Genomic DNA, 19,766 nt, shown 5'->3' on the forward strand with positions numbered 1-19,766 from the left:
TCTTAACGGAAAGCCGCAGTGAATAGGCCCAAGCGACTGTTTAGCAAAAACACAGGTCTCTGCGAAGCCGTAAGGCGAAGTATAGGGGCTGACACCTGCCCGGTGCTGGAAGGTTAAGGAGAGGGGTTAGCGTAAGCGAAGCTCTGAACTGAAGCCCCAGTAAACGGCGGCCGTAACTATAACGGTCCTAAGGTAGCGAAATTCCTTGTCGGGTAAGTTCCGACCCGCACGAAAGGTGTAACGATTTGGGCACTGTCTCAACCAGAGACTCGGTGAAATTATAGTACCTGTGAAGATGCAGGTTACCCGCGACAGGACGGAAAGACCCCGTGGAGCTTTACTGTAGCCTGATATTGAATTTTGGTACAGTTTGTACAGGATAGGCGGGAGCCATTGAAACCGGAGCGCTAGCTTCGGTGGAGGCGCTGGTGGGATACCGCCCTGACTGTATTGAAATTCTAACCTACGGGTCTTATCGACCCGGGAGACAGTGTCAGGTGGGCAGTTTGACTGGGGCGGTCGCCTCCTAAAGTGTAACGGAGGCGCCCAAAGGTTCCCTCAGAATGGTTGGAAATCATTCGTAGAGTGCAAAGGCATAAGGGAGCTTGACTGCGAGACCTACAAGTCGAGCAGGGACGAAAGTCGGGCTTAGTGATCCGGTGGTTCCGCATGGAAGGGCCATCGCTCAACGGATAAAAGCTACCCCGGGGATAACAGGCTTATCTCCCCCAAGAGTCCACATCGACGGGGAGGTTTGGCACCTCGATGTCGGCTCATCGCATCCTGGGGCTGTAGTCGGTCCCAAGGGTTGGGCTGTTCGCCCATTAAAGCGGTACGCGAGCTGGGTTCAGAACGTCGTGAGACAGTTCGGTCCCTATCCGTCGTGGGCGTAGGAAATTTGAGAGGAGCTGTCCTTAGTACGAGAGGACCGGGATGGACGCACCGCTGGTGTACCAGTTGTTCTGCCAAGGGCATAGCTGGGTAGCTATGTGCGGAAGGGATAAGTGCTGAAAGCATCTAAGCATGAAGCCCCCCTCAAGATGAGATTTCCCATAGCGTAAGCTAGTAAGATCCCTGAAAGATGATCAGGTTGATAGGTTCGAGGTGGAAGCATGGTGACATGTGGAGCTGACGAATACTAATAGATCGAGGACTTAACCATATAATATGTAGCAAATGTTATCTAGTTTTGAGAGAACATAAAAAAACTTGTTGACTTTTAAAGTGAATAAGTTATAATAATGATTGTCTCAAAAGAATAATGTCTGGTAATGATGGCAGAGAGGTCACACCCGTTCCCATACCGAACACGGAAGTTAAGCTCTCTAGCGCCGATGGTAGTTGGGACCTTGTCCCTGTGAGAGTAGGACGTTGCCAGGCAATATTATTCCGCAGTAGCTCAGCGGTAGAGCTATCGGCTGTTAACCGATCGGTCGTAGGTTCGATTCCTACCTGCGGAGCCATTGGAGAGCTGTCCGAGTTGGCCGAAGGAGCACGATTGGAAATCGTGTATACGTCACAAACGTATCAAGGGTTCGAATCCCTTGCTCTCCGCCATAAGGATTTATAATATTTGGCCCGTTGGTCAAGTGGTTAAGACACCGCCCTTTCACGGCGGTAACACGGGTTCGAATCCCGTACGGGTCACCACTTTGGAGGATTAGCTCAGCTGGGAGAGCACCTGCCTTACAAGCAGGGGGTCGGCGGTTCGATCCCGTCATCCTCCACCATATAAATTTTATATGAATAGTATTATCGCGGGGTGGAGCAGCACGGTAGCTCGTCGGGCTCATAACCCGAAGGTCGCAGGTTCAAATCCTGTCCCCGCAACCAAATGGTCCCGTGGTGTAGTGGTTAACATGCCTGCCTGTCACGCAGGAGATCGCCGGTTCGACCCCGGTCGGGACCGCCATTTTTTTAATAAGGCTCGGTAGCTCAGTCGGTAGAGCAGAGGACTGAAAATCCTCGTGTCGGCGGTTCGATTCCGTCCCGAGCCACCATTTATCTTAATACAATACGCCGGCTTAGCTCAATTGGTAGAGCAACTGACTTGTAATCAGTAGGTTGGGGGTTCAAGTCCTCTAGCCGGCACCATGTAAGTTTCGGAGGGGTAGCGAAGTGGCTAAACGCGGCGGACTGTAAATCCGCTCCTTCGGGTTCGGCAGTTCGAATCTGCCCCCCTCCACCATTTACATAGGGGCATAGTTTAAAGGTAGAACTGAGGTCTCCAAAACCTCCAGTGTGGGTTCGATTCCTACTGCCCCTGCCAAATATATTTACACAACATGGCGGTTGTGGCGAAGTGGTTAACGCACCGGATTGTGGCTCCGGCATTCGTGGGTTCGATTCCCATCAGTCGCCCCATTTTTATTTTAAAAATTACAAATAATCTAATTGATACTTACATATAATTAAGTAAGAATTCGATGGGCTATAGCCAAGCGGTAAGGCAACGGACTTTGACTCCGTCATGCGCTGGTTCGAATCCAGCTAGCCCAGCCATTTTTGCGGAAGTAGTTCAGTGGTAGAATACAACCTTGCCAAGGTTGGGGTCGCGGGTTCGAATCCCGTCTTCCGCTCCAATTAAATTTAATATGGCGGCATAGCCAAGTGGTAAGGCAGAGGTCTGCAAAACCTTTATCACCGGTTCAAATCCGGTTGCCGCCTTTATTATTGTGCCGATGTGGCGGAATTGGCAGACGCGCACGACTCAAAATCGTGTTCCTTCGGGAGTGTCGGTTCGACCCCGACCATCGGTATCACGAACGGCGTAACATCAAGGCTCTACACTAGTTGTGTAGAGTTTTTTTGTGTTTTCATCGCACTACAAAATAAGGACTAATACTATCAAAGCTCATGCTATACAGTTAAAGCAAACTGTGAAACACTAAAGGGATAAAAATGAACATTCATTTTTATCCCTTTAGTGTTTCATTTTATAGAGAATCTCTCCACCCTGGTGACATGAAGTTAAATCCGACACCACCAGTAGATATTAGCACATTATCAACTGTTAACTTTGTAATTTCTAAAAACTTCTTTTCAAACTCTTCTCTGTTGTACTTGTACATAGTTGAGTGGCACGACCACATTTGCGTTGAAGTACTCAACCATTCCCCTAATTCCTTTAATTTAGGGAATGACTCAAATTGAATTGGTTCATCTAATTTCATGAATCTCACTCGATAGATAGTTGGGTTTAGCTTTTCTCCTATCCCTTTAAGACCATGTGCTTTTTTTTCATTTAAATGTGTCATAATTCTCTCCCATCCTTCAAATCTTTGAATTCCAAAATTATTTTCCTGTTTTAATTATACAGCAATAAAAAGTAATTAGGGGGAGGTTGTGGTAATTTTTCCCTTTTTCTTATTGTTTAGCGGGAAATAAAGTAATAAATGAAATATGATAATTTTAATCAAGAGAGAAATGAAAGTAAAAAGTATCAGTTATTTATTGTGATTCCATTTTGGCTTCGTTTCATTTTAATTCATCATGTTTAAAGAAGCTCAAAATTTTTAAAATACTTTAAAATAAAGGATTTTAGGGGGAACACTCTATATAACTATATAAATGTCACCTAGAAAGACTCAAAATCGTGTTCCTTCGGGAGTGTCGGTGCGGCCCGGACAATCGGTATCGACGATGTAAAAAGACTCTAACAGAAATGTTAGAGTCTTTTTTGTTAAATTATATTATGTGATGCTAAAATTCGTAATAAACGTAAAAATTCATGTATAATATAACTTGTCGAAAGAACAAAATGATAATGATTTATATTATGTCTGTAATATGAATCAAAAGTGAACTTTTTATATTTCTTTTAAAAATGTGTTGAATACACATTATATTTCATATTAATATTTTTATGTAGATTTAAAACGAGAAAGAGAGTGGAAAGTATGGGCCGTAAATGGAACAACATTAAAGACAAAAAAGCATCAAAAGATGCAAATACAAGCCGTATATACGCGAAATTTGGACGTGAAATTTATGTGGCAGCAAAACAAGGCGAGCCAGATCCTGAATCAAACCAAACGTTAAGAGTTGTATTAGAGCGTGCGAAAACATACAATGTACCAAGAACAATTATTGATCGTGCAATTGAAAAAGCAAAAGGCGGTTCAGAAGAAAACTATGATGAGCTTCGTTACGAAGGATTTGGACCAAATGGATCTATGGTAATTGTAGATACACTTACAAATAACGTAAACCGTACTGCAGCAGATGTACGAGCTGCATTTAGCAAAAACAGTGGTAACATGGGCGTAAATGGTTCTGTAGCTTACATGTTCGATGCGACAGCTGTTATCGGTCTTGAAGGTAAAACATCAGATGAAGTTCTTGAAATTTTAATGGAAGCAGATGTAGATGCACGTGACATTCTAGAAGAAGAAGATTCTGTTATCGTTTATGCTGAACCTGATCAATTCCACTCAGTACAATCTGCACTTAAAGATGCTGGTATTGAAGAATTTACAGTTGCAGAATTAACAATGCTTGCACAAAATGATGTAGAACTTCCTGAAGATGCTCAAGTACAATTTGAAAAAATGGTTGATGCATTAGAAGATTTAGAAGATGTACAACAAGTTTACCATAACGTAGACTTAGGCGAATAATAAAAAAGGACCCTTTCGTTTAACGAACTGGGTCTTTTTTATTGAAATAATTAAGATGATAAGGTTTTAAAGGTGTTTTGTTATAGTTATGGAATAGGATCATAGATAGTATTTTAAATGATTGTATTTCTAGGAGGTATTTCTATGGAGCATAAAACACCAAAGCATATCGTTGCTGTAGCAGGCTATTTAACAAATGAAAAGGATGAGGTGCTTTTAACAAAAGTACATTGGCGAGCGGATACGTGGGAAATGCCTGGGGGACAGGTAGAAGAAGGAGAAGCACTCGATCAAGCTGTTTGTAGGGAAATAAAAGAGGAAACAGGATTATCGGTGAAGCCTATCGGAATTACAGGGGTCTATTATAATGCTTCTATGCATATTTTAGCTGTTGTGTTTAAAGTGGCATATGTGAGTGGTGATATAAAAATTCAACCTGAAGAAATACAAGAGGCTAAATTTATTGCTTTAAATGAAGAGAACATCGATGAGTATATAACGCGTCCTCATATGAAATCAAGAACAGTTGATGCGATGAGAGCAACGCATTTCATCCCATACGAAACGTGGGAAGTACAGCCATATAACCTTATAGGCAGGTTGTAAGAAAAGGGTAGCTATTTGAGTGTATCTCAAATAGCTACCCTTTTCTTATGTATATTACTTCAGAAAAAGGTCAAAATGATAATAAAGCTAGTATTGATTTCGAGAACATTAGTTCTGTATAATTATGATATATCATATATAATTAGATTACTAGATGTTTAAAAATAGAAATTTATAGATGATATAATAAAAGAATAAAGTGGAATCAAGGAAGTATAACGCTCTTAATTTCTACGCTGCTGTTTGTTATGAATGTTTTAAAATAATGTATATTCAATATTTCAGATGAATAGTAGATAAAAAAAGACTGTGATACAATACATTTTTATACCTTACAATGATGTAAGGTAGGTGTAAGAGAAATCGATGGGATATTTTTTTACAACAAGGTATTCTTAAGTTAAGAGATATATATGCTGTGTGGAAAAGAGGTGTTCAAGATGAAAGAACGAGTATTATCTAGAGTGAACTATCATCAAAAAGTTGCATTAAATCCAATGACTAAATTCTTTTATAAAGCCATTATTTTATTATTATTGTTAAGTTGTACGTTATTATTCGTTGGAAATATAATGATCGAGAAAAGTGATATTAGTAAATTACATGTACCGCCTAAGTTAGAGGTGCCAGAATCATTAACACATGCATTTATCGCGACAGAAGATAAAAGGTTTTATCATCATAATGGTTTAGATTATATAGCAATTATTAGGGCGTCTGTTGAGAATATAAAAGCTGGTGGTGTTGTGCAAGGAGGAAGCACAATTACACAGCAATTATCGAAAAATGCTTTTTTAACGAATGAACGTACATTTTCTCGTAAGTGGAAAGAGATTTTTTATACAAAAAAAATTGAACGTACATTTACGAAGGATGAAATTTTAAAATTGTATGTAAGTAATATTTATTACGGAGAAGGAGCATGGGGAATTGAAAAAGCAGCCAACCTTTACTTCGGTAAAACGGTGAACCAATTAACGTTGGCTGAAAGTGCGATGATGGCTGCTGTAGTGAAAGCACCTGCTTATTACTCACCTGCGCAAAATTATGATAAAGCGGTCGAGAGACGAAATGTAGTTTTGAGATTAATGGAAAAAGAAGGATATATCAATCATGATGAGTATGTGCAAGCAGTTAGTGAGAAATTAGTAATTCGCCATGATATAAAAACAGAGCAGTCGATGTTAAATAATGCGCGTGAAAAAGCAGTAAGTTAAGAGAAGCTCTTGCATAGGAGCTTCTTTTTTTGAATAAATTGTGACAAATTGTGACACAATATCGTCACAATTATTGTGTTTTTGTAATTTATGTGAGCGTGTTCATTGCGTGACGTATATAAGTGTTGATATTATGTGTATTGTGTACAATGCTGTATACAGAATATGAATTTAAAGAGGAATGTATATGAAATCAAATAAACTCATGGCTCTTGGTGTAGTTTTTTCTATCGCAGTATTAATTGTAATCGGAACAATTGCGTATAGCATCATAAATGACAAAAAAGATAAAGGGAATGAGATGTTTGCTTATTCTACGCAACAATCTTTAGGTAAAGATGATGCTCCGGTTAAGGTAGTTGAATTTGGAGACTTCAAATGCCCAGCATGTCGTACTTGGGATGTAACGGTATTACCACGATTAAAAGAAGAATATATTGATAAAGGTAAAGTGCAGTTATATTTTATTAACTTCCCATTTATTGGAAAAGACTCTGATTTAGGCGCAGCAGCTGGTGAAGCAATTTATAAACAAGATAAAGATTCATTCTGGACTTTCTATGATGAGATTTATCAAAGTCAAAAGAAAGATACGGAAGAATGGATTACAGAAGAATTACTTCTTAGCATTGTGAAAGAGAAACTTCCAAAAGTTGATGTAGAACAGTTTAAAAAAGATTTACACAGTAAAGAAATAAAAGAAAAAGTACGTAAAGATTCAGATCGTGCTCAAAAGTTAAAAGTTCAAGGTGCTCCTTCAGTATATATAAACGGGAATCTTGCAAATCCTGATTTCGATAGTATGAAGAAGGCGATTGATAAAGAATTGAAAAAGTGATGAGGTCTCTCATCACTTTTTCGACTTTTTTCGATAAAATTCTTGCTTCCGTTTTTTTTACATGCTATACTACTTTACATAAGTTATTCTAATATCTTATATGTATTTCATATTTGCGGGTGTAGTTTAGTGGTAAAACAAGAGCCTTCCAAGCTCTGGTCGAGAGTTCGATTCTCTTCACCCGCTCCAAATTTTATTTAATGTTTTTCTAATAAATTGTGATCAACGCAGTGTTTCGTTTCTGAGATAAACGAGGCATTGCGTTTTTTAATGTTTGAAAAGCGTAATAGTATGCGAAAATAGAAGTAAAGAATAGTATTCCAAAAGTGAATTGCTAACCAATATAGTCGTTACATAAGGGATGGGTTCATCTGAGGAGGCGATTAAGAATGGATTTTGAACAATTAAAGCAAGATGTAATTGCATATAGTAAAACAATTGGTATAGATAAAATAGGCTTTGCGAGTGCTTCCCCATTTGAGGAGCTAAAGCAGCGGTTAATCCAGCAGCAACAATTAAATTATCAATCTGGATTTGAAGAGTCTGATATAGAAAAAAGAACGAATCCACAGCTTTTATTACCAGGTGCAAAATCAATTATTGCGATTGCTTTAGCGTATCCTTCAAAATTAAAAAACGCACCATTAAGTAAACGTGGAGAACGCCGTGGGATTTTTTGTCGTGCCTCTTGGGGACAAGATTATCATCTTGTTTTACGAGATCGTTTGCAAAAGTTAGAGGCATATTTAATTGAAAAGCTTCCAGATATAGAAGTGAAGTCAATGGTTGATACAGGTGAGTTAAGCGATCGTGCTGTATCAGAACGTGCAGGTATCGGATGGAGTGGTAAGAACTGCGCTATTATTACACCTGAATTTGGTTCGTATGTATACTTGGGAGAAATAATTACAAACGTTCCATTTCCACCAGATCAGCCGATAGAAGATCAATGTGGAAGCTGTACAAAATGTATTGATGTTTGTCCTACAGGTGCTTTAATACAGGGTGGACAGTTAGATTCGAAGAAATGTATTGCTTTTTTAACACAGACGAAAGGGTTCCTACCTGAAGAATATCGCGATAAAATAGGAAATCGTATATATGGATGTGATACGTGTCAGACTGTGTGTCCAAAAAATAAAGGAATGGATTTTCATAATCATCCTGAGATGGAGCCAGATCCTGAATTAGTTAAACCGCTCTTAACACCACTTTTAACAATTAGTAATCGTGATTTTAAAGAGAAATATGGGATTATGTCAGGGTCATGGAGAGGTAAAAAGCCATTGCAACGAAATGCGATTTTAGCATTGGCGCATTTTAAAGAAGCATCAGCAATTCCTGATCTAATCGGTGTTATGAAAGATGATCCAAGACCAGTGCTACGCGGAACAGCAGCGTGGGCACTTGGGAAAATTGGTGGAGATGGAGTAGGCGAAGCCATTGAGAAAGCGATGGAACGTGAAAAGGATGAAGAAGTTCTTCATGAAATGAATCGCGGGCTTGCATTGTTAGCGCAGAAAAAAGAGTAGATAATATCTCCCTTTTTCATATTGTAATATGGGAGGGAGATGAAATGGTTGTAAAAGAAAATATTGAAACACAAGTACAACAGTTTTTAGCATATGTAACAGAGAAACGAACAAATGTGGATGGTATTGCTAAAGATTTATTACAACTAGCACAAAGAAAGAAACAATTGTTTCAAAAACGTAGTGCAGATATAGTGAAAGCAACAGCAGATGTTTCTTTCATTAGACAGCTAAATAGTAGTGATTATCAAGAAATTGATTATCAAGTACATTTTAAATATTTAATTAAGCATAAAGAATTATTTTATATCGAAGAGGAACAATTAAAACGAAGAGTTTGTTTAAATAATAGCCGGATAATAGGTGATTATGCTATTGAAGTGCCAGAAGAGATTGGAATAGGTGAGACATTAGAAAGAGAAGTTGCGAAAGAGAAATACGGTTCTTATCAGTATAATCGTTTAGAGGCAGTAAAATATGCAGAGCGTTGGTGGGATGATCGAAACCCAGTGTATCGCAATTTTCCTGATAATTGTACAAATTTTATTTCTCAATGTCTTCATACTGGAGAAGTACCAATGAACGGATATCCTAATATTCGTAAAGGTTGGTGGCAAAGGGAGAACCAGTGGAGTTGGAGCTGGGCTGTCGCACACTCTTTTTACTGGTACTTGTCAGGTTCTACAGTTGGCCTGCGAGGAGAAGCTGTAGAAAAGCCGGAAGACCTTATTCTTGGTGATGTCATTGCTTACGATTTCGAAGATGACGGTAGGTGGAATCATACGACGATTGTAGTAGCAAAAGACGCAGATGGTATGCCACTTGTAAATGCACATTCAGCAAATAGCCGGCGGCGTTATTGGAGTTATGAGGACTCTAGTAAATACACACCACAAATGAAATATAAATTCTTTCATATTATTAATGGGTAGAGATTTTTCGTTCAAGTGGTATAATACGTAGTAGACAAAAAACAGAGGTGAATATCGCGTGGGTGTACATGTTGTTTTATATCAACCAGAAATTCCAGCAAATACAGGAAATATTGCACGTACTTGTGCAGCAACTGGAACAGAATTACATTTGATTAGACCGCTTGGGTTTTCAACGGATGACAAAATGTTAAAGCGTGCAGGATTAGATTATTGGCAGCACGTAAAAGTTACGTATTACGATTCAATTGAAGAGTTTTATGAGAAAAATAAAGACGGTGAATTCTTCTATTTAACAAAGTATGGTGAGAAAGCTCATACAGCATTTGATTATAGCAAACGTGAGAAGGATTATTATTTCGTGTTTGGAAGAGAAACAAATGGCTTACCAGCTAATGTAATCGAAGAAAACTTCGATCATTGTTTACGTATTCCAATGACGGATAAAGTACGTTCATTAAATTTATCTAATACAGCAGCAATTTTAATTTATGAAGCGTTTCGTCAACAAAATTATCCAGGATTAGATTTAGAAATCGTTTATTAAAAGTCGCCATTAGGCGGCTTTTTTTATAAATAAAAATAATATGTAGTCATACATTTTAAAAAAGGTACATATTCATATAGAATGGGATATATGATTAAAAATAGATAAGACGGGTTGAGATAAATATGAAGGAACAATATAACAATCAAAATACCTTTTTAAGTATGATAGATATGGATTTAATAAGACAAGGACTATTACATGCTATTCAAGATTTAGTATTTATTGTGAAAGTTATTGATGATGAGATCTTTAAATATATTTATATAAATAAAATAGGGATGGACTATGCTGGATTAAGTGAAGAATGTTACGGAAAAACATTTGCAGAAGTGTTATCAGGAGATAAGGTGAAAATATTACAAGAGCAATATACAAAAGTGGTGAGAGAGGCGAGAGCACACACATTTTGTGATGTAATCAGTTTCCCAACTGGTAATTTACATTATGAGTCTTCAGTTAATCCTGTATACGATGAAGAAGGGGTATGTCAATTTATTATTTGTATTACAAGGGATATTACAGCTCAGATTGAGGAGAAAGCAGAGATAGAGGAAAAACAAATGTTATTTAAGTCATTACTAGAATATAATAATGACTCCATTATATCTATAGATTCTATAGGTAGAATTACATATGCTAATCCGGCAACGTATGAAATATTTGGATACCGATATGAAGAGTTAAATAATAACTTTATTTTTAACTTTATTATTAAAGAATATGAAAAAGACTTTCAAATTATATTTAAGGAAGCTTTACAGGGGAGAGCAAAACAAATTGTTTCAAAGAAATATGTTCATAAAGAAGGATATGAACTATATATTTCTTTGAGAACGATCCCGATTATTGTGAACGGTGAAATTGTTGGGGTGTATATTGTTACGAGGGATGTTACAAGGCAAGTATTAAATGAGATGAAGACGGAATACTTAGCTTATTATGACCAATTAACAGGTTTAATGAATAGAATTTCATGCACAAACAAGCTAAATGAGTTTTTAAATGAAAATAAAGAGCTTGCACTAGTTTTCATGGATTTGGATGAATTTCATCTTATTAATGATACATTTGGTCATAAAGAAGGAGATAAAGTATTACAAAAAGTTACAGAATGTTTAAGCAATCTAGAAATAGAAGGTATGCATTTATTTAGAGAACATGATGACCAATTTGTTATGTTAATAGAAAATATAACGAAAGAATATGTAGAGGAAGTTGCAAAAAACATATTAGAAAAGATTAGTGAACATTTTGTAATTGAAGAAGAGGACGTGTATTTAAGTGCATCAATTGGAATTGTAATGGCACCAACAGATGGAGCCGATGAAAAAATACTTTTTCAAAGAGTTGATGCTGCTTTGGAAAAAGCAAAGGAAAAAGGAAAAGGGCATTATCATTTTTATTGTAAAGGATTAGATTGTGAACGTGAGAAAAGGTTTGTAATGGAAAATCAGTTACATCGTGCTATAGAGAAAAATGAATTTTTCTTATATTACCAGCCGCAGGTTAATATTGAAACGAAAAAAATAGCTAGTATGGAAGCTTTAATAAGATGGGAGAATAAAGAATTAGGATTTGTCCCTCCCAATCAATTTATTCCACTGGCAGAAAGAACAGGATTTATTATTAAGCTTGATGAGTGGGTAGTAGATCAAGTGTGTCAGCAAATACGTGAATGGTTAAATAAAGGGTATGAAGTGGTTCCGATTGCAGTTAATATTTCAGCTAGACATTTTCGATCTATTACATTAATAGAGATGATTACACGTGCTTTAAATAAGTACAATGTACCAGCTCATCTATTAGCGATAGAGGTGACAGAAGGAGCCCTTATACATAAAGACATATCAAAGAGAGTGTTGCTACAATTAAAAGAACAAAATTTAAAGATTCATTTAGATGATTTTGGAACAGGGTATTCGTCTTTAAGTTATTTGAAAACATATCCAATTGATACTTTGAAAATTGATCGCTCTTTTATGGAAGGTATACATGTAGATGAACGTGATACGAATATTACGGCTGCAATTATTCATTTAGCTCATACATTAGAATTGAATGTAATTGCAGAAGGAGTAGAAAAAGCAGAACAAATACAGTTTTTGAAGGAAAAAAATGTAGAAATTGTACAAGGTTATTATTATAGTCGCCCTTTATCAAAATATGATGTGGAAAATATGTATTATACATGATGTATAAAGAAAAAAGTGATGTGCTAAAAGCACATCACTTTTTATGTGTACCTGGTTTATCGTTGTAACCAGATGTGAAAATAGCTGTAAGAAATGTGAGTGATACACCTAAAATTAATAATAATTTCATATTAATACTCCCCCTACTTTTTTGATTTACGAATTCTATTTATGAATTGAAATGTATGTAAGGTTCTTAGAAGAAAAGAATTTATTTATAATGAATAGCAGTGTGAAAACTTTAATACCTATATTATACAGAATTTTCTTTGAATTTTGGAGAGAATTTTATAGCACTACTATATATTTCGTTTTGATTTAAAGAATGTTTAAGGACATCCTAGCATACCTTTTATAATAATCCGATTGAACAAGGAGATGGGGGAGGAGCTATAATGGATATTCTAAAAAAGATTGAACAGCATCGAGCAGCAGAAGAACGTTTACAATGGGAAGGTACGTTTGCGGAGTATTTGGAGCTTGTGAAAGAAAGACCATGGGTGGCTCAAACAGCACACTCTCGCATTTACAATATGATAAAAGATGCCGGAATCGAAGAAGTTGATGGTAGAAGAAAATATAATTTCTTTAGTAATCAGCTGTTTGGACTAGAGGATGCACTAGAGCGTCTTGTTGAAGAATATTTTCATCCGTCTGCAAAAAGATTAGATGTTAGAAAACGTATTTTATTATTAATGGGTCCTGTTAGTGGAGGGAAATCAACATTAGTTACGATGTTGAAACGAGGATTAGAAACATACTCACGTACAGATCGTGGAGCGATTTTTGCAATTAAAGGCTGCCCGATGCACGAAGATCCACTGCATTTAATTCCACATCATTTACGGGATGATTTCTTTGATGAGTATGGAGTGAGAATTGAAGGGAATTTATCACCATTAAATGTAATGCGTCTAGAGCAAGAATATGGGTCAAGAATTGAGGATGTAGTTGTAGAGCGTATTTTCTTCTCGGAAGATCGTCGTACAGGGATTGGTACATTTAGCCCGTCTGATCCAAAATCACAAGATATTGCCGATTTAACAGGTAGTCTAGACTTTTCAACAATTGCAGAATATGGTTCAGAATCAGATCCTCGTGCGTATCGATTTGATGGAGAATTAAATAAGGCGAACCGAGGGATGATGGAATTCCAAGAGATGTTAAAATGCGATGAGAAGTTTTTATGGCATTTATTATCGCTTACGCAAGAAGGTAATTTCAAAGCGGGAAGGTTTGCGCTTATTTCAGCAGATGAATTAATTGTAGCGCATACGAACGAAACAGAGTATCGCTCATTTATAGCAAATAAGAAAAATGAAGCATTGCATTCAAGAATTATTGTAATGCCAGTTCCATACAATTTACGAGTGAGTGAAGAGGAACATATTTATGAGAAGATGATTCATGAAAGTGATGTATCGAATGTGCATATTGCACCACACACACTTCGTGTTGCAGCGATGTTTACAATTTTAACTCGCTTAAAAGATCCGAAGCGTCCAGATATTGATTTAAACAAAAAGATGCGTTTATATGATGGTGAAATGGTAGAGGGTTATAATGCGATTGATGTAGAAGAATTGCAACGGGAATACCAAGATGAAGGTATGAGCGGTATTGACCCACGTTATGTTATTAACCGAATTTCTTCTACAATTATTAGAAAAGAAGTACCATCTATTAATGCACTAGACGTACTTCGTTCTTTAAAAGATGGATTAGACCAGCATCCATCCATTAGTAATGAAGATCGTGAGCGCTATATGAACTTCATTTCATTAGCAAGAAAAGAATATGATGAAATTGCTAAGAAAGAAGTACAAAAAGCATTCGTATATTCATACGAAGAATCGGCTAAGACACTTATGGATAATTACTTAGATAACGTTGAAGCATATTGCAATAAATCGAAATTACGTGATCCATTAACAGGTGAAGAAATGAGCCCAGATGAAAAACTAATGCGCTCAATTGAGGAACAAATTGGAATTTCAGAAAATGCGAAGAAAGCATTCCGTGAAGAAATTTTAATTCGCATCTCTGCTTATGCGCGTAAAGGAAAACGTTTCGATTATAACTCGCATGAACGTCTTCGCGAAGCGATTCAGAAGAAGCTATTTGCTGATTTAAAAGATGTCGTGAAAATCACAACATCAACGAAAACACCAGATGAAAATCAGCTTAAGAAAATCAACGATGTTGTTGCACGTTTAATTGATGAGCATGGCTATAATTCTTCTTCAGCAAATGAATTATTACGCTATGTAGGTAGCTTGCTAAATCGATAGTTTGATAACAAAACGCTGTCTCTTGTTTTTTGCGGGACAGCGTTTTATTATCCATTCATATGTGTAAAGTGTCATACCTTGTCCAAATATAATAAATTAAGATGCAATTTCATGAATTTATTGTCAATTATTTTTACAATATGCATATGATAGAGTAACCAACCATTCATACGAAAAAAGCCAACACAATACAATATGTTGCAAAGTGAAAATGTGTGCAACAATGCATTGTGTTTCTTTCTTATCAGAGGCTGAATATTTCTTTCTATTATGTGAGTGGCAAAATTTTGTTTAGGATGCTCGGAGTATTGTATGTAAAACGTTATATATGTTTATGGGGTGATTTTCGATGGGCAGTTACCTTTCAAATATTTTAGCTTGAACATTACAGAACAAAATTTATAGATTGCTGTTCATAGAGAAAGACAATTACAGTAAGGAGGGAAAGGAATGAGCGAAGAAAATCAACCAAATTATACGATTTCACAGGAAAACTGGTCCCTCCATCGCAAAGGATATGACGACCAACAGCGCCATCAAGAAAAAGTACAAGAGGCAATTAAGAATAATTTACCCGATCTTGTAACAGAAGAAAGCATTGTTATGTCTAATGGCAAGGATGTTGTAAAAATACCAATTCGTTCTTTAGATGAATATAAGATTCGGTACAATTATGATAAAAACAAACACGTTGGGCAAGGAACTGGTGATAGCAAAGTTGGTGATGTCGTTGCGAGAGATGGATCAGGTGGTCAAAAGCAAAAAGGCCCAGGAAAAGGTCAAGGTGCAGGAGATGCAGCTGGAGAAGATTATTATGAAGCTGAAGTCTCTATTTTAGAATTAGAGCAAGCGTTTTTCAAAGAGCTAGAGCTTCCTAATTTAAAGAGAAAAGAAATGGATGAAAACCGGATTGAACATATTGAATTTAATGACATTAGAAAAACAGGACTATGGGGAAATATTGATAAGAAACGAACGATGATATCCGCATATAAACGAAATGCAATGCGTGGTAAAGCATCTTTCCATCCAATTCACCAAGAGGATTTAAAGTTCCGTACTTGGAATGAAGTATTAAAGCCAGATTCAAAAGCTGTTGTATTAGCGATGATGGATACGAGTGGATCGATGGGAATATGGGAGAAGTATATGGCACGTAGCTTCTTTTTCTGGATGACAAGATTTTTACGTACAAAGTATGAAACAGTTGATATTGAATTTATTGCTCATCATACAGAAGCGAAAGTTGTTACAGAAGAAGAATTTTTCTCAAAAGGAGAAAGTGGCGGAACGATATGTTCTTCCGTGTATAAAAAGGCATTAGAGCTTATCGATAATAAATATTCACCAGACCGCTATAATATTTATCCATTCCATTTTTCAGACGGTGATAATTTAACATCAGATAATGCGAGATGTGTAAAGCTTGTTGAAGAGCTGATGAAGAAATGTAATATGTTTGGGTATGGGGAAGTCAATCAGTACAACCGCCATAGTACGCTTATGTCAGCCTATAAAAATATTAAAGATGAGAACTTTAGATATTATATTTTAAAGCAAAAAGCAGACGTATTCCATGCGATGAAGAGCTTTTTTAAAGAAGAATCAGGAGAGAAAATGGCATAATCCCTTTTAAAAGGGATTATTTTTTTAGTTGACAATGATAATGAAAATCATTATCATTTATTCAAGAAATGATTACATTTCGAATTATATATATTGGAGGAGATGTAAAGTTGAAAAAAAATAAAAAAAAACATATAAATGCAATGATTATAGCGGCGGCGTTATCACTTCCATTTGCTGTGTATTCGACACCTGCTTTAGCGGCGGTAGCAATTGAGGCAAATAAAACGGGACAAGGTTTAGAAGATGGTACATATGACGCTGTTATTAAAGCGTATAAAGATAAAACGAATGAACAGTCTATGGCAGCTGTTTATATAAAGGATCCGAAATTAACAATTGAGAATGGAAAGAAAATTGTAACAGCAACGTTAAGTGATAGCGATTTCTTCCAATACTTGAAAACAGAGGATATTCATACTCCTGGTGTGTTTCATGATGTAAAGGTTATATCAGAAGACAAAAAGAAAAATGGAACGAAGGTTATTCAATTTGAAGTTGGGGAATTGGGAAAAAGATATAATATGCAAATGCATATTTATATTCCAACGATGGCCTATGATAATAAATATCAAGTGCAGTTTGAAGTAAATGCTTTAAATTTAGAGAACAATGTTCCAGAAAAGGAAAATAGAGAGGATAAAGTGGAACAACAAGATGAAAGCGGAAATGTAATATTAGATAAGCAATTACAAAGGCATATTAATAAACATAATTTAAATAGAGAAAATATAAATGATCCAATAACTAAGGAAGATTTATTAAAGATTAAAACATTATCCATTTATTCAGGTGAAGGAATAAGTGAAATAGCTGGTTTAGAACATATGACAAATTTAGAGAAGTTGACGTTAAGAGAATCTAATGTAACAGATATATCAGCCATCTCGAAACTGAGAGATTTGAAGTACGTAGATTTAACTTCTAATCCAATTAAAAATATTCATCCAATTGAGCAGTTAGAGAATATTAATATGCTTTTTTTAAGAGATAATAAAATTTCTGATCTTACACCATTAAGTAAAATGAAAAAAATTAAAACATTAGATTTAGTTGGGAATAACATTGAAGACATCCAGCCATTATTTACATTATCAACTATGAAACAGTTATACTTAGCCAATAATCAAATCAGTGATCTTACTGGAATTAACCAATTAAGTAATGTGGAACTATTATGGATAGGGAACAATAAAATTAGTAATGTTGAATCTATTAGTAAAATGAGTAATCTTATTGAACTAGAAATTGCTGATAGTGAAATAAAAGATATATCACCATTATCTAAATTAGGAAAATTACAAGTACTGAATTTAGAAGAGAATTATATCTCTGATATATCACCGCTGAGTAATTTAACAGATTTACATGAGATGAACCTAGGAGCGAATGAAATTGCTGACGTAAGGCCTGTTGAGGAATTGGGTAAGCGAATTTCAATTGATATTCAACGACAAAAAATCTTTTTAGGTGAAGCAAGCGTAGATGAAGAAATACAAATTCCAATATACAATCTTAAAGGGGAGCCACTTCAAAATATCAATTTAAAAAGTGAGGGGGCCATTCTGAATAATGGATTTATAAAATGGAATAGTCCTGGAGAAAAAACATATGAATTTAGATTAGATACAAGCTCTGGTGAAAGTAAAATAAGATTTAATGGGATGGTTGTCCAGAAAATAGTTGAAAAACAAAAAGAAAGTCAAAATGTAATCCTGGATAAACATTTACAACAACATATTAATAAAGAGAATTTAGGTAGAGAGAATTTAAACGCTCCTATAACAAAAGAAGATTTATTACAGATTAAAACATTAGAGATACTTAAAGAAAAAGGAAAAGAGATAAAAGATGTAACAGGTTTAGAGTACATGACGAACTTAGAAAACTTCACTTTAGAAGGAGTAGGCTTGAAAAATATTGAGTTCATCTCAAATTTGAAACAATTAAATATTGTGAATGTATCTCATAATCAAATTGAAGATATAACACCGTTATCTTCATTAAAAAACTTACAGTGGTTAAATCTTGCAGACAATCATATTAAAGATGTAACGGTTATTGGTTCAATGCTGGACTTACTTAGCTTGAATTTAGCAGGGAATGAGATTTGTGATGTAAGACCGCTAATACAATTAGGGCAGTGGTTTTCAATTGATGTCGGGAGACAAACAATCATTTTAGATGAAGCAAAAGTAAATGAAGAAATTCAAGTTCCTGTATATGACTTAGAAGGAGCAGCTATTGACAATATCAAAATGACAGGTAAGGGCGGAACGCTTAATAACGGAGTAATAAAATGGAGTACCCCAGGTGAAAAGGTATATAAATTTGATTTAGATTCTGATGAAATTAGTATAAGTTTTAACGGAACGGTAATCCAAAATATAGTTGAAAAAGAAGAAGTGACAGAACCGGTAAAAGAAGTTGAAGAAACGAAAGAAGAAGTAAAAGAACCGGTAAAAGAAGTTGAAGAAACGAAAGAAGAAGTAAAAGAGCCGGTAAAAGAAGTTGAAGAAACGAAAGAAGAAGTAAAAGAGCCGGTAAAAGAAGTTGAAGAAACGAAAGAAGAAGTAAAAGAACCGGTAAAAGAAGTTGAAGGTACAAAAGAAGAAGTGAAAGAACCAGTAAAAGAAGTTGAAGGTACAAAAGAAGAAGTGAAAGAACCAGTAAAAGAAGTTGAAGAAACAAAAGAAGAAGTAAAAGAGCCAGTAAAAGAAGTTGAAGAAACAAAAGAAGAAGTAAAAGAGCTGATAAAAGAAGTTGAAGAAACGAAAGAAGAAGTAAAAGAGCCAGTAAAAGAAGTTGAAGGTACAAAAGAAGAAGTGAAAGAACCAGTAAAAGAAGTTGAAGGTACAAAAGAAGAGGTAAAAGAATCAACAACTGGATTGAATCAAGAGCCAAAAGGGGATAATCAAGTTGGGCCGGTGAAGGTGGTAGGACAAGAGAGTACGCAAGAAAAAGTTTCAAATAAGCAACAAGTTAATAAGCAAGAGGAAAATCAGAAGTCTTTAGCAGCAACTGGTAGTCAAGCTAACACATCGAGTTTACTTTCTGGATTAGCATTTGTTCTTTCAACATTAAGTATGTTTGTATTTAGAAAGAGAGTATTTAAGAAATAAATAACGTTTTATCTTATTATTACAAAAAATATATATAATTATTTGAGAAGACCTTATCATAGCAATTTCATGTTGAAATATGCTTATGATAAGGTCTTTTTGAATAGGGGAAGGATATGGATACGAGGATGTTTTAATCAATAAAATAATGGAGAAGCTGTAACGAAAATTGTAAGTACTTTTCGTTCACGATACGTTCAAATTGTATCAAGAAATAATATGAAATATTGCATTTTGTATC

12 protein-coding genes, 16 tRNA genes and 2 rRNA genes (1 of these 30 running past the window's edge) are annotated in these 19,766 nt (G+C 35.6%); 29 read left to right on the forward strand and 1 reads right to left on the reverse strand.

Annotated elements, in window-relative coordinates; genetic code table 11:
- The 17 genes from MHB70_RS01835 to MHB70_RS01915 all read left to right on the forward strand — a co-directional run.
- Positions 1 to 1,162, forward strand: a 23S ribosomal RNA gene (locus MHB70_RS01835) (it extends 1,760 nt beyond the left edge of the window).
- A 102-nt stretch (positions 1,163 to 1,264) separates the two neighbouring features.
- A 5S ribosomal RNA gene (gene rrf, locus MHB70_RS01840) occupies positions 1,265 to 1,380 on the forward strand.
- Between the two features lie 8 nt (positions 1,381 to 1,388).
- Positions 1,389 to 1,463 (forward strand) — tRNA-Asn (locus tag MHB70_RS01845).
- 2 nt (positions 1,464 to 1,465) lie between these two features.
- Positions 1,466 to 1,557 (forward strand) — tRNA-Ser (locus MHB70_RS01850).
- An 18-nt stretch (positions 1,558 to 1,575) separates the two neighbouring features.
- Positions 1,576 to 1,650: transfer RNA gene (locus MHB70_RS01855), tRNA-Glu, on the forward strand.
- Between the two features lie 4 nt (positions 1,651 to 1,654).
- Positions 1,655 to 1,730 (forward strand) — tRNA-Val (locus MHB70_RS01860).
- Positions 1,731 to 1,756: 26 nt separating this feature from the next.
- Positions 1,757 to 1,833: transfer RNA gene (locus MHB70_RS01865), tRNA-Met, on the forward strand.
- Positions 1,834 to 1,836: 3 nt separating this feature from the next.
- Positions 1,837 to 1,912, forward strand: a tRNA-Asp gene (locus tag MHB70_RS01870).
- A gap of 12 nt (positions 1,913 to 1,924) precedes the next feature.
- Positions 1,925 to 2,000: transfer RNA gene (locus MHB70_RS01875), tRNA-Phe, on the forward strand.
- Positions 2,001 to 2,018: 18 nt separating this feature from the next.
- Positions 2,019 to 2,094 (forward strand) — tRNA-Thr (locus MHB70_RS01880).
- A gap of 10 nt (positions 2,095 to 2,104) precedes the next feature.
- Positions 2,105 to 2,188, forward strand: a tRNA-Tyr gene (locus tag MHB70_RS01885).
- A 7-nt stretch (positions 2,189 to 2,195) separates the two neighbouring features.
- A tRNA-Trp gene (locus MHB70_RS01890) sits at positions 2,196 to 2,269 on the forward strand.
- 19 nt (positions 2,270 to 2,288) lie between these two features.
- A tRNA-His gene (locus MHB70_RS01895) sits at positions 2,289 to 2,364 on the forward strand.
- Positions 2,365 to 2,427: 63 nt separating this feature from the next.
- A tRNA-Gln gene (locus tag MHB70_RS01900) sits at positions 2,428 to 2,502 on the forward strand.
- 5 nt (positions 2,503 to 2,507) lie between these two features.
- Positions 2,508 to 2,582, forward strand: a tRNA-Gly gene (locus MHB70_RS01905).
- 14 nt (positions 2,583 to 2,596) lie between these two features.
- Positions 2,597 to 2,667, forward strand: a tRNA-Cys gene (locus MHB70_RS01910).
- 10 nt (positions 2,668 to 2,677) lie between these two features.
- Positions 2,678 to 2,759 (forward strand) — tRNA-Leu (locus tag MHB70_RS01915).
- A gap of 177 nt (positions 2,760 to 2,936) precedes the next feature.
- On the opposite strand, the gene MHB70_RS01920 is transcribed toward MHB70_RS01915, so the two are convergent.
- On the reverse strand, positions 2,937 to 3,257 hold the full coding sequence (locus tag MHB70_RS01920) for a DUF3884 family protein (RefSeq protein ID WP_061530680.1): 321 nt from the start codon (positions 3,255 to 3,257) through the stop codon (positions 2,937 to 2,939).
- Positions 3,258 to 3,899: 642 nt separating this feature from the next.
- Between MHB70_RS01920 and MHB70_RS01925 the strand changes: the two genes are divergently transcribed.
- The 12 genes from MHB70_RS01925 (at position 3,900) to MHB70_RS01980 (ending at position 19,525) form a co-directional block, all read left to right on the forward strand.
- On the forward strand, positions 3,900 to 4,619 hold the full coding sequence (locus MHB70_RS01925; RefSeq protein ID WP_000532958.1) for a YebC/PmpR family DNA-binding transcriptional regulator: 720 nt from the start codon (positions 3,900 to 3,902) through the stop codon (positions 4,617 to 4,619).
- Between the two features lie 144 nt (positions 4,620 to 4,763).
- Positions 4,764 to 5,225 (forward strand): NUDIX hydrolase, encoded by a 462-nt coding sequence (locus MHB70_RS01930; protein ID WP_000400452.1) that lies wholly within the window; start codon positions 4,764 to 4,766, stop codon positions 5,223 to 5,225.
- Positions 5,226 to 5,665: 440 nt separating this feature from the next.
- Positions 5,666 to 6,442: a transglycosylase domain-containing protein gene (locus tag MHB70_RS01935; RefSeq protein WP_000664700.1), complete on the forward strand. Its 777-nt coding sequence runs from the start codon at positions 5,666 to 5,668 to the stop codon at positions 6,440 to 6,442.
- Positions 6,443 to 6,629: 187 nt separating this feature from the next.
- The gene (locus MHB70_RS01940; protein ID WP_000841321.1) at positions 6,630 to 7,280 is read left to right on the forward strand and encodes a DsbA family protein; all 651 of its coding nucleotides are present in this window, start codon (positions 6,630 to 6,632) and stop codon (positions 7,278 to 7,280) included.
- Positions 7,281 to 7,395: 115 nt separating this feature from the next.
- Positions 7,396 to 7,469: transfer RNA gene (locus tag MHB70_RS01945), tRNA-Gly, on the forward strand.
- 200 nt (positions 7,470 to 7,669) lie between these two features.
- Positions 7,670 to 8,812, forward strand: a complete 1,143-nt coding sequence (gene queG / locus MHB70_RS01950) for a tRNA epoxyqueuosine(34) reductase QueG (protein ID WP_000345226.1) — start codon at positions 7,670 to 7,672, stop codon at positions 8,810 to 8,812.
- 44 nt (positions 8,813 to 8,856) lie between these two features.
- Complete coding sequence (locus MHB70_RS01955) at positions 8,857 to 9,744, forward strand: amidase domain-containing protein (protein WP_000260516.1); 888 nt, start codon at positions 8,857 to 8,859, stop codon at positions 9,742 to 9,744.
- 58 nt (positions 9,745 to 9,802) lie between these two features.
- Positions 9,803 to 10,291 (forward strand): tRNA (uridine(34)/cytosine(34)/5-carboxymethylaminomethyluridine(34)-2'-O)-methyltransferase TrmL, encoded by a 489-nt coding sequence (trmL, locus tag MHB70_RS01960; protein ID WP_000538149.1) that lies wholly within the window; start codon positions 9,803 to 9,805, stop codon positions 10,289 to 10,291.
- A gap of 125 nt (positions 10,292 to 10,416) precedes the next feature.
- A complete protein-coding gene (locus MHB70_RS01965; RefSeq protein WP_000664278.1) occupies positions 10,417 to 12,486 on the forward strand; it encodes a sensor domain-containing protein in 2,070 nt (689 codons plus the stop codon).
- A gap of 395 nt (positions 12,487 to 12,881) precedes the next feature.
- The gene (locus MHB70_RS01970; protein WP_000353271.1) at positions 12,882 to 14,777 is read left to right on the forward strand and encodes a PrkA family serine protein kinase; all 1,896 of its coding nucleotides are present in this window, start codon (positions 12,882 to 12,884) and stop codon (positions 14,775 to 14,777) included.
- 450 nt (positions 14,778 to 15,227) lie between these two features.
- A complete protein-coding gene (gene yhbH / locus MHB70_RS01975) occupies positions 15,228 to 16,403 on the forward strand; it encodes a sporulation protein YhbH (RefSeq protein WP_001288242.1) in 1,176 nt (391 codons plus the stop codon).
- Positions 16,404 to 16,513: 110 nt separating this feature from the next.
- On the forward strand, positions 16,514 to 19,525 hold the full coding sequence (locus tag MHB70_RS01980; RefSeq protein ID WP_341343680.1) for a leucine-rich repeat domain-containing protein: 3,012 nt from the start codon (positions 16,514 to 16,516) through the stop codon (positions 19,523 to 19,525).
- Positions 19,526 to 19,766 lie beyond the last annotated feature (241 nt).

It is taken from the genome of Bacillus sp. FSL M7-1020 (assembly GCF_038050415.1).
Taxonomy (GTDB): Bacteria; Bacillota; Bacilli; order Bacillales; family Bacillaceae_G; genus Bacillus_A; species Bacillus_A toyonensis.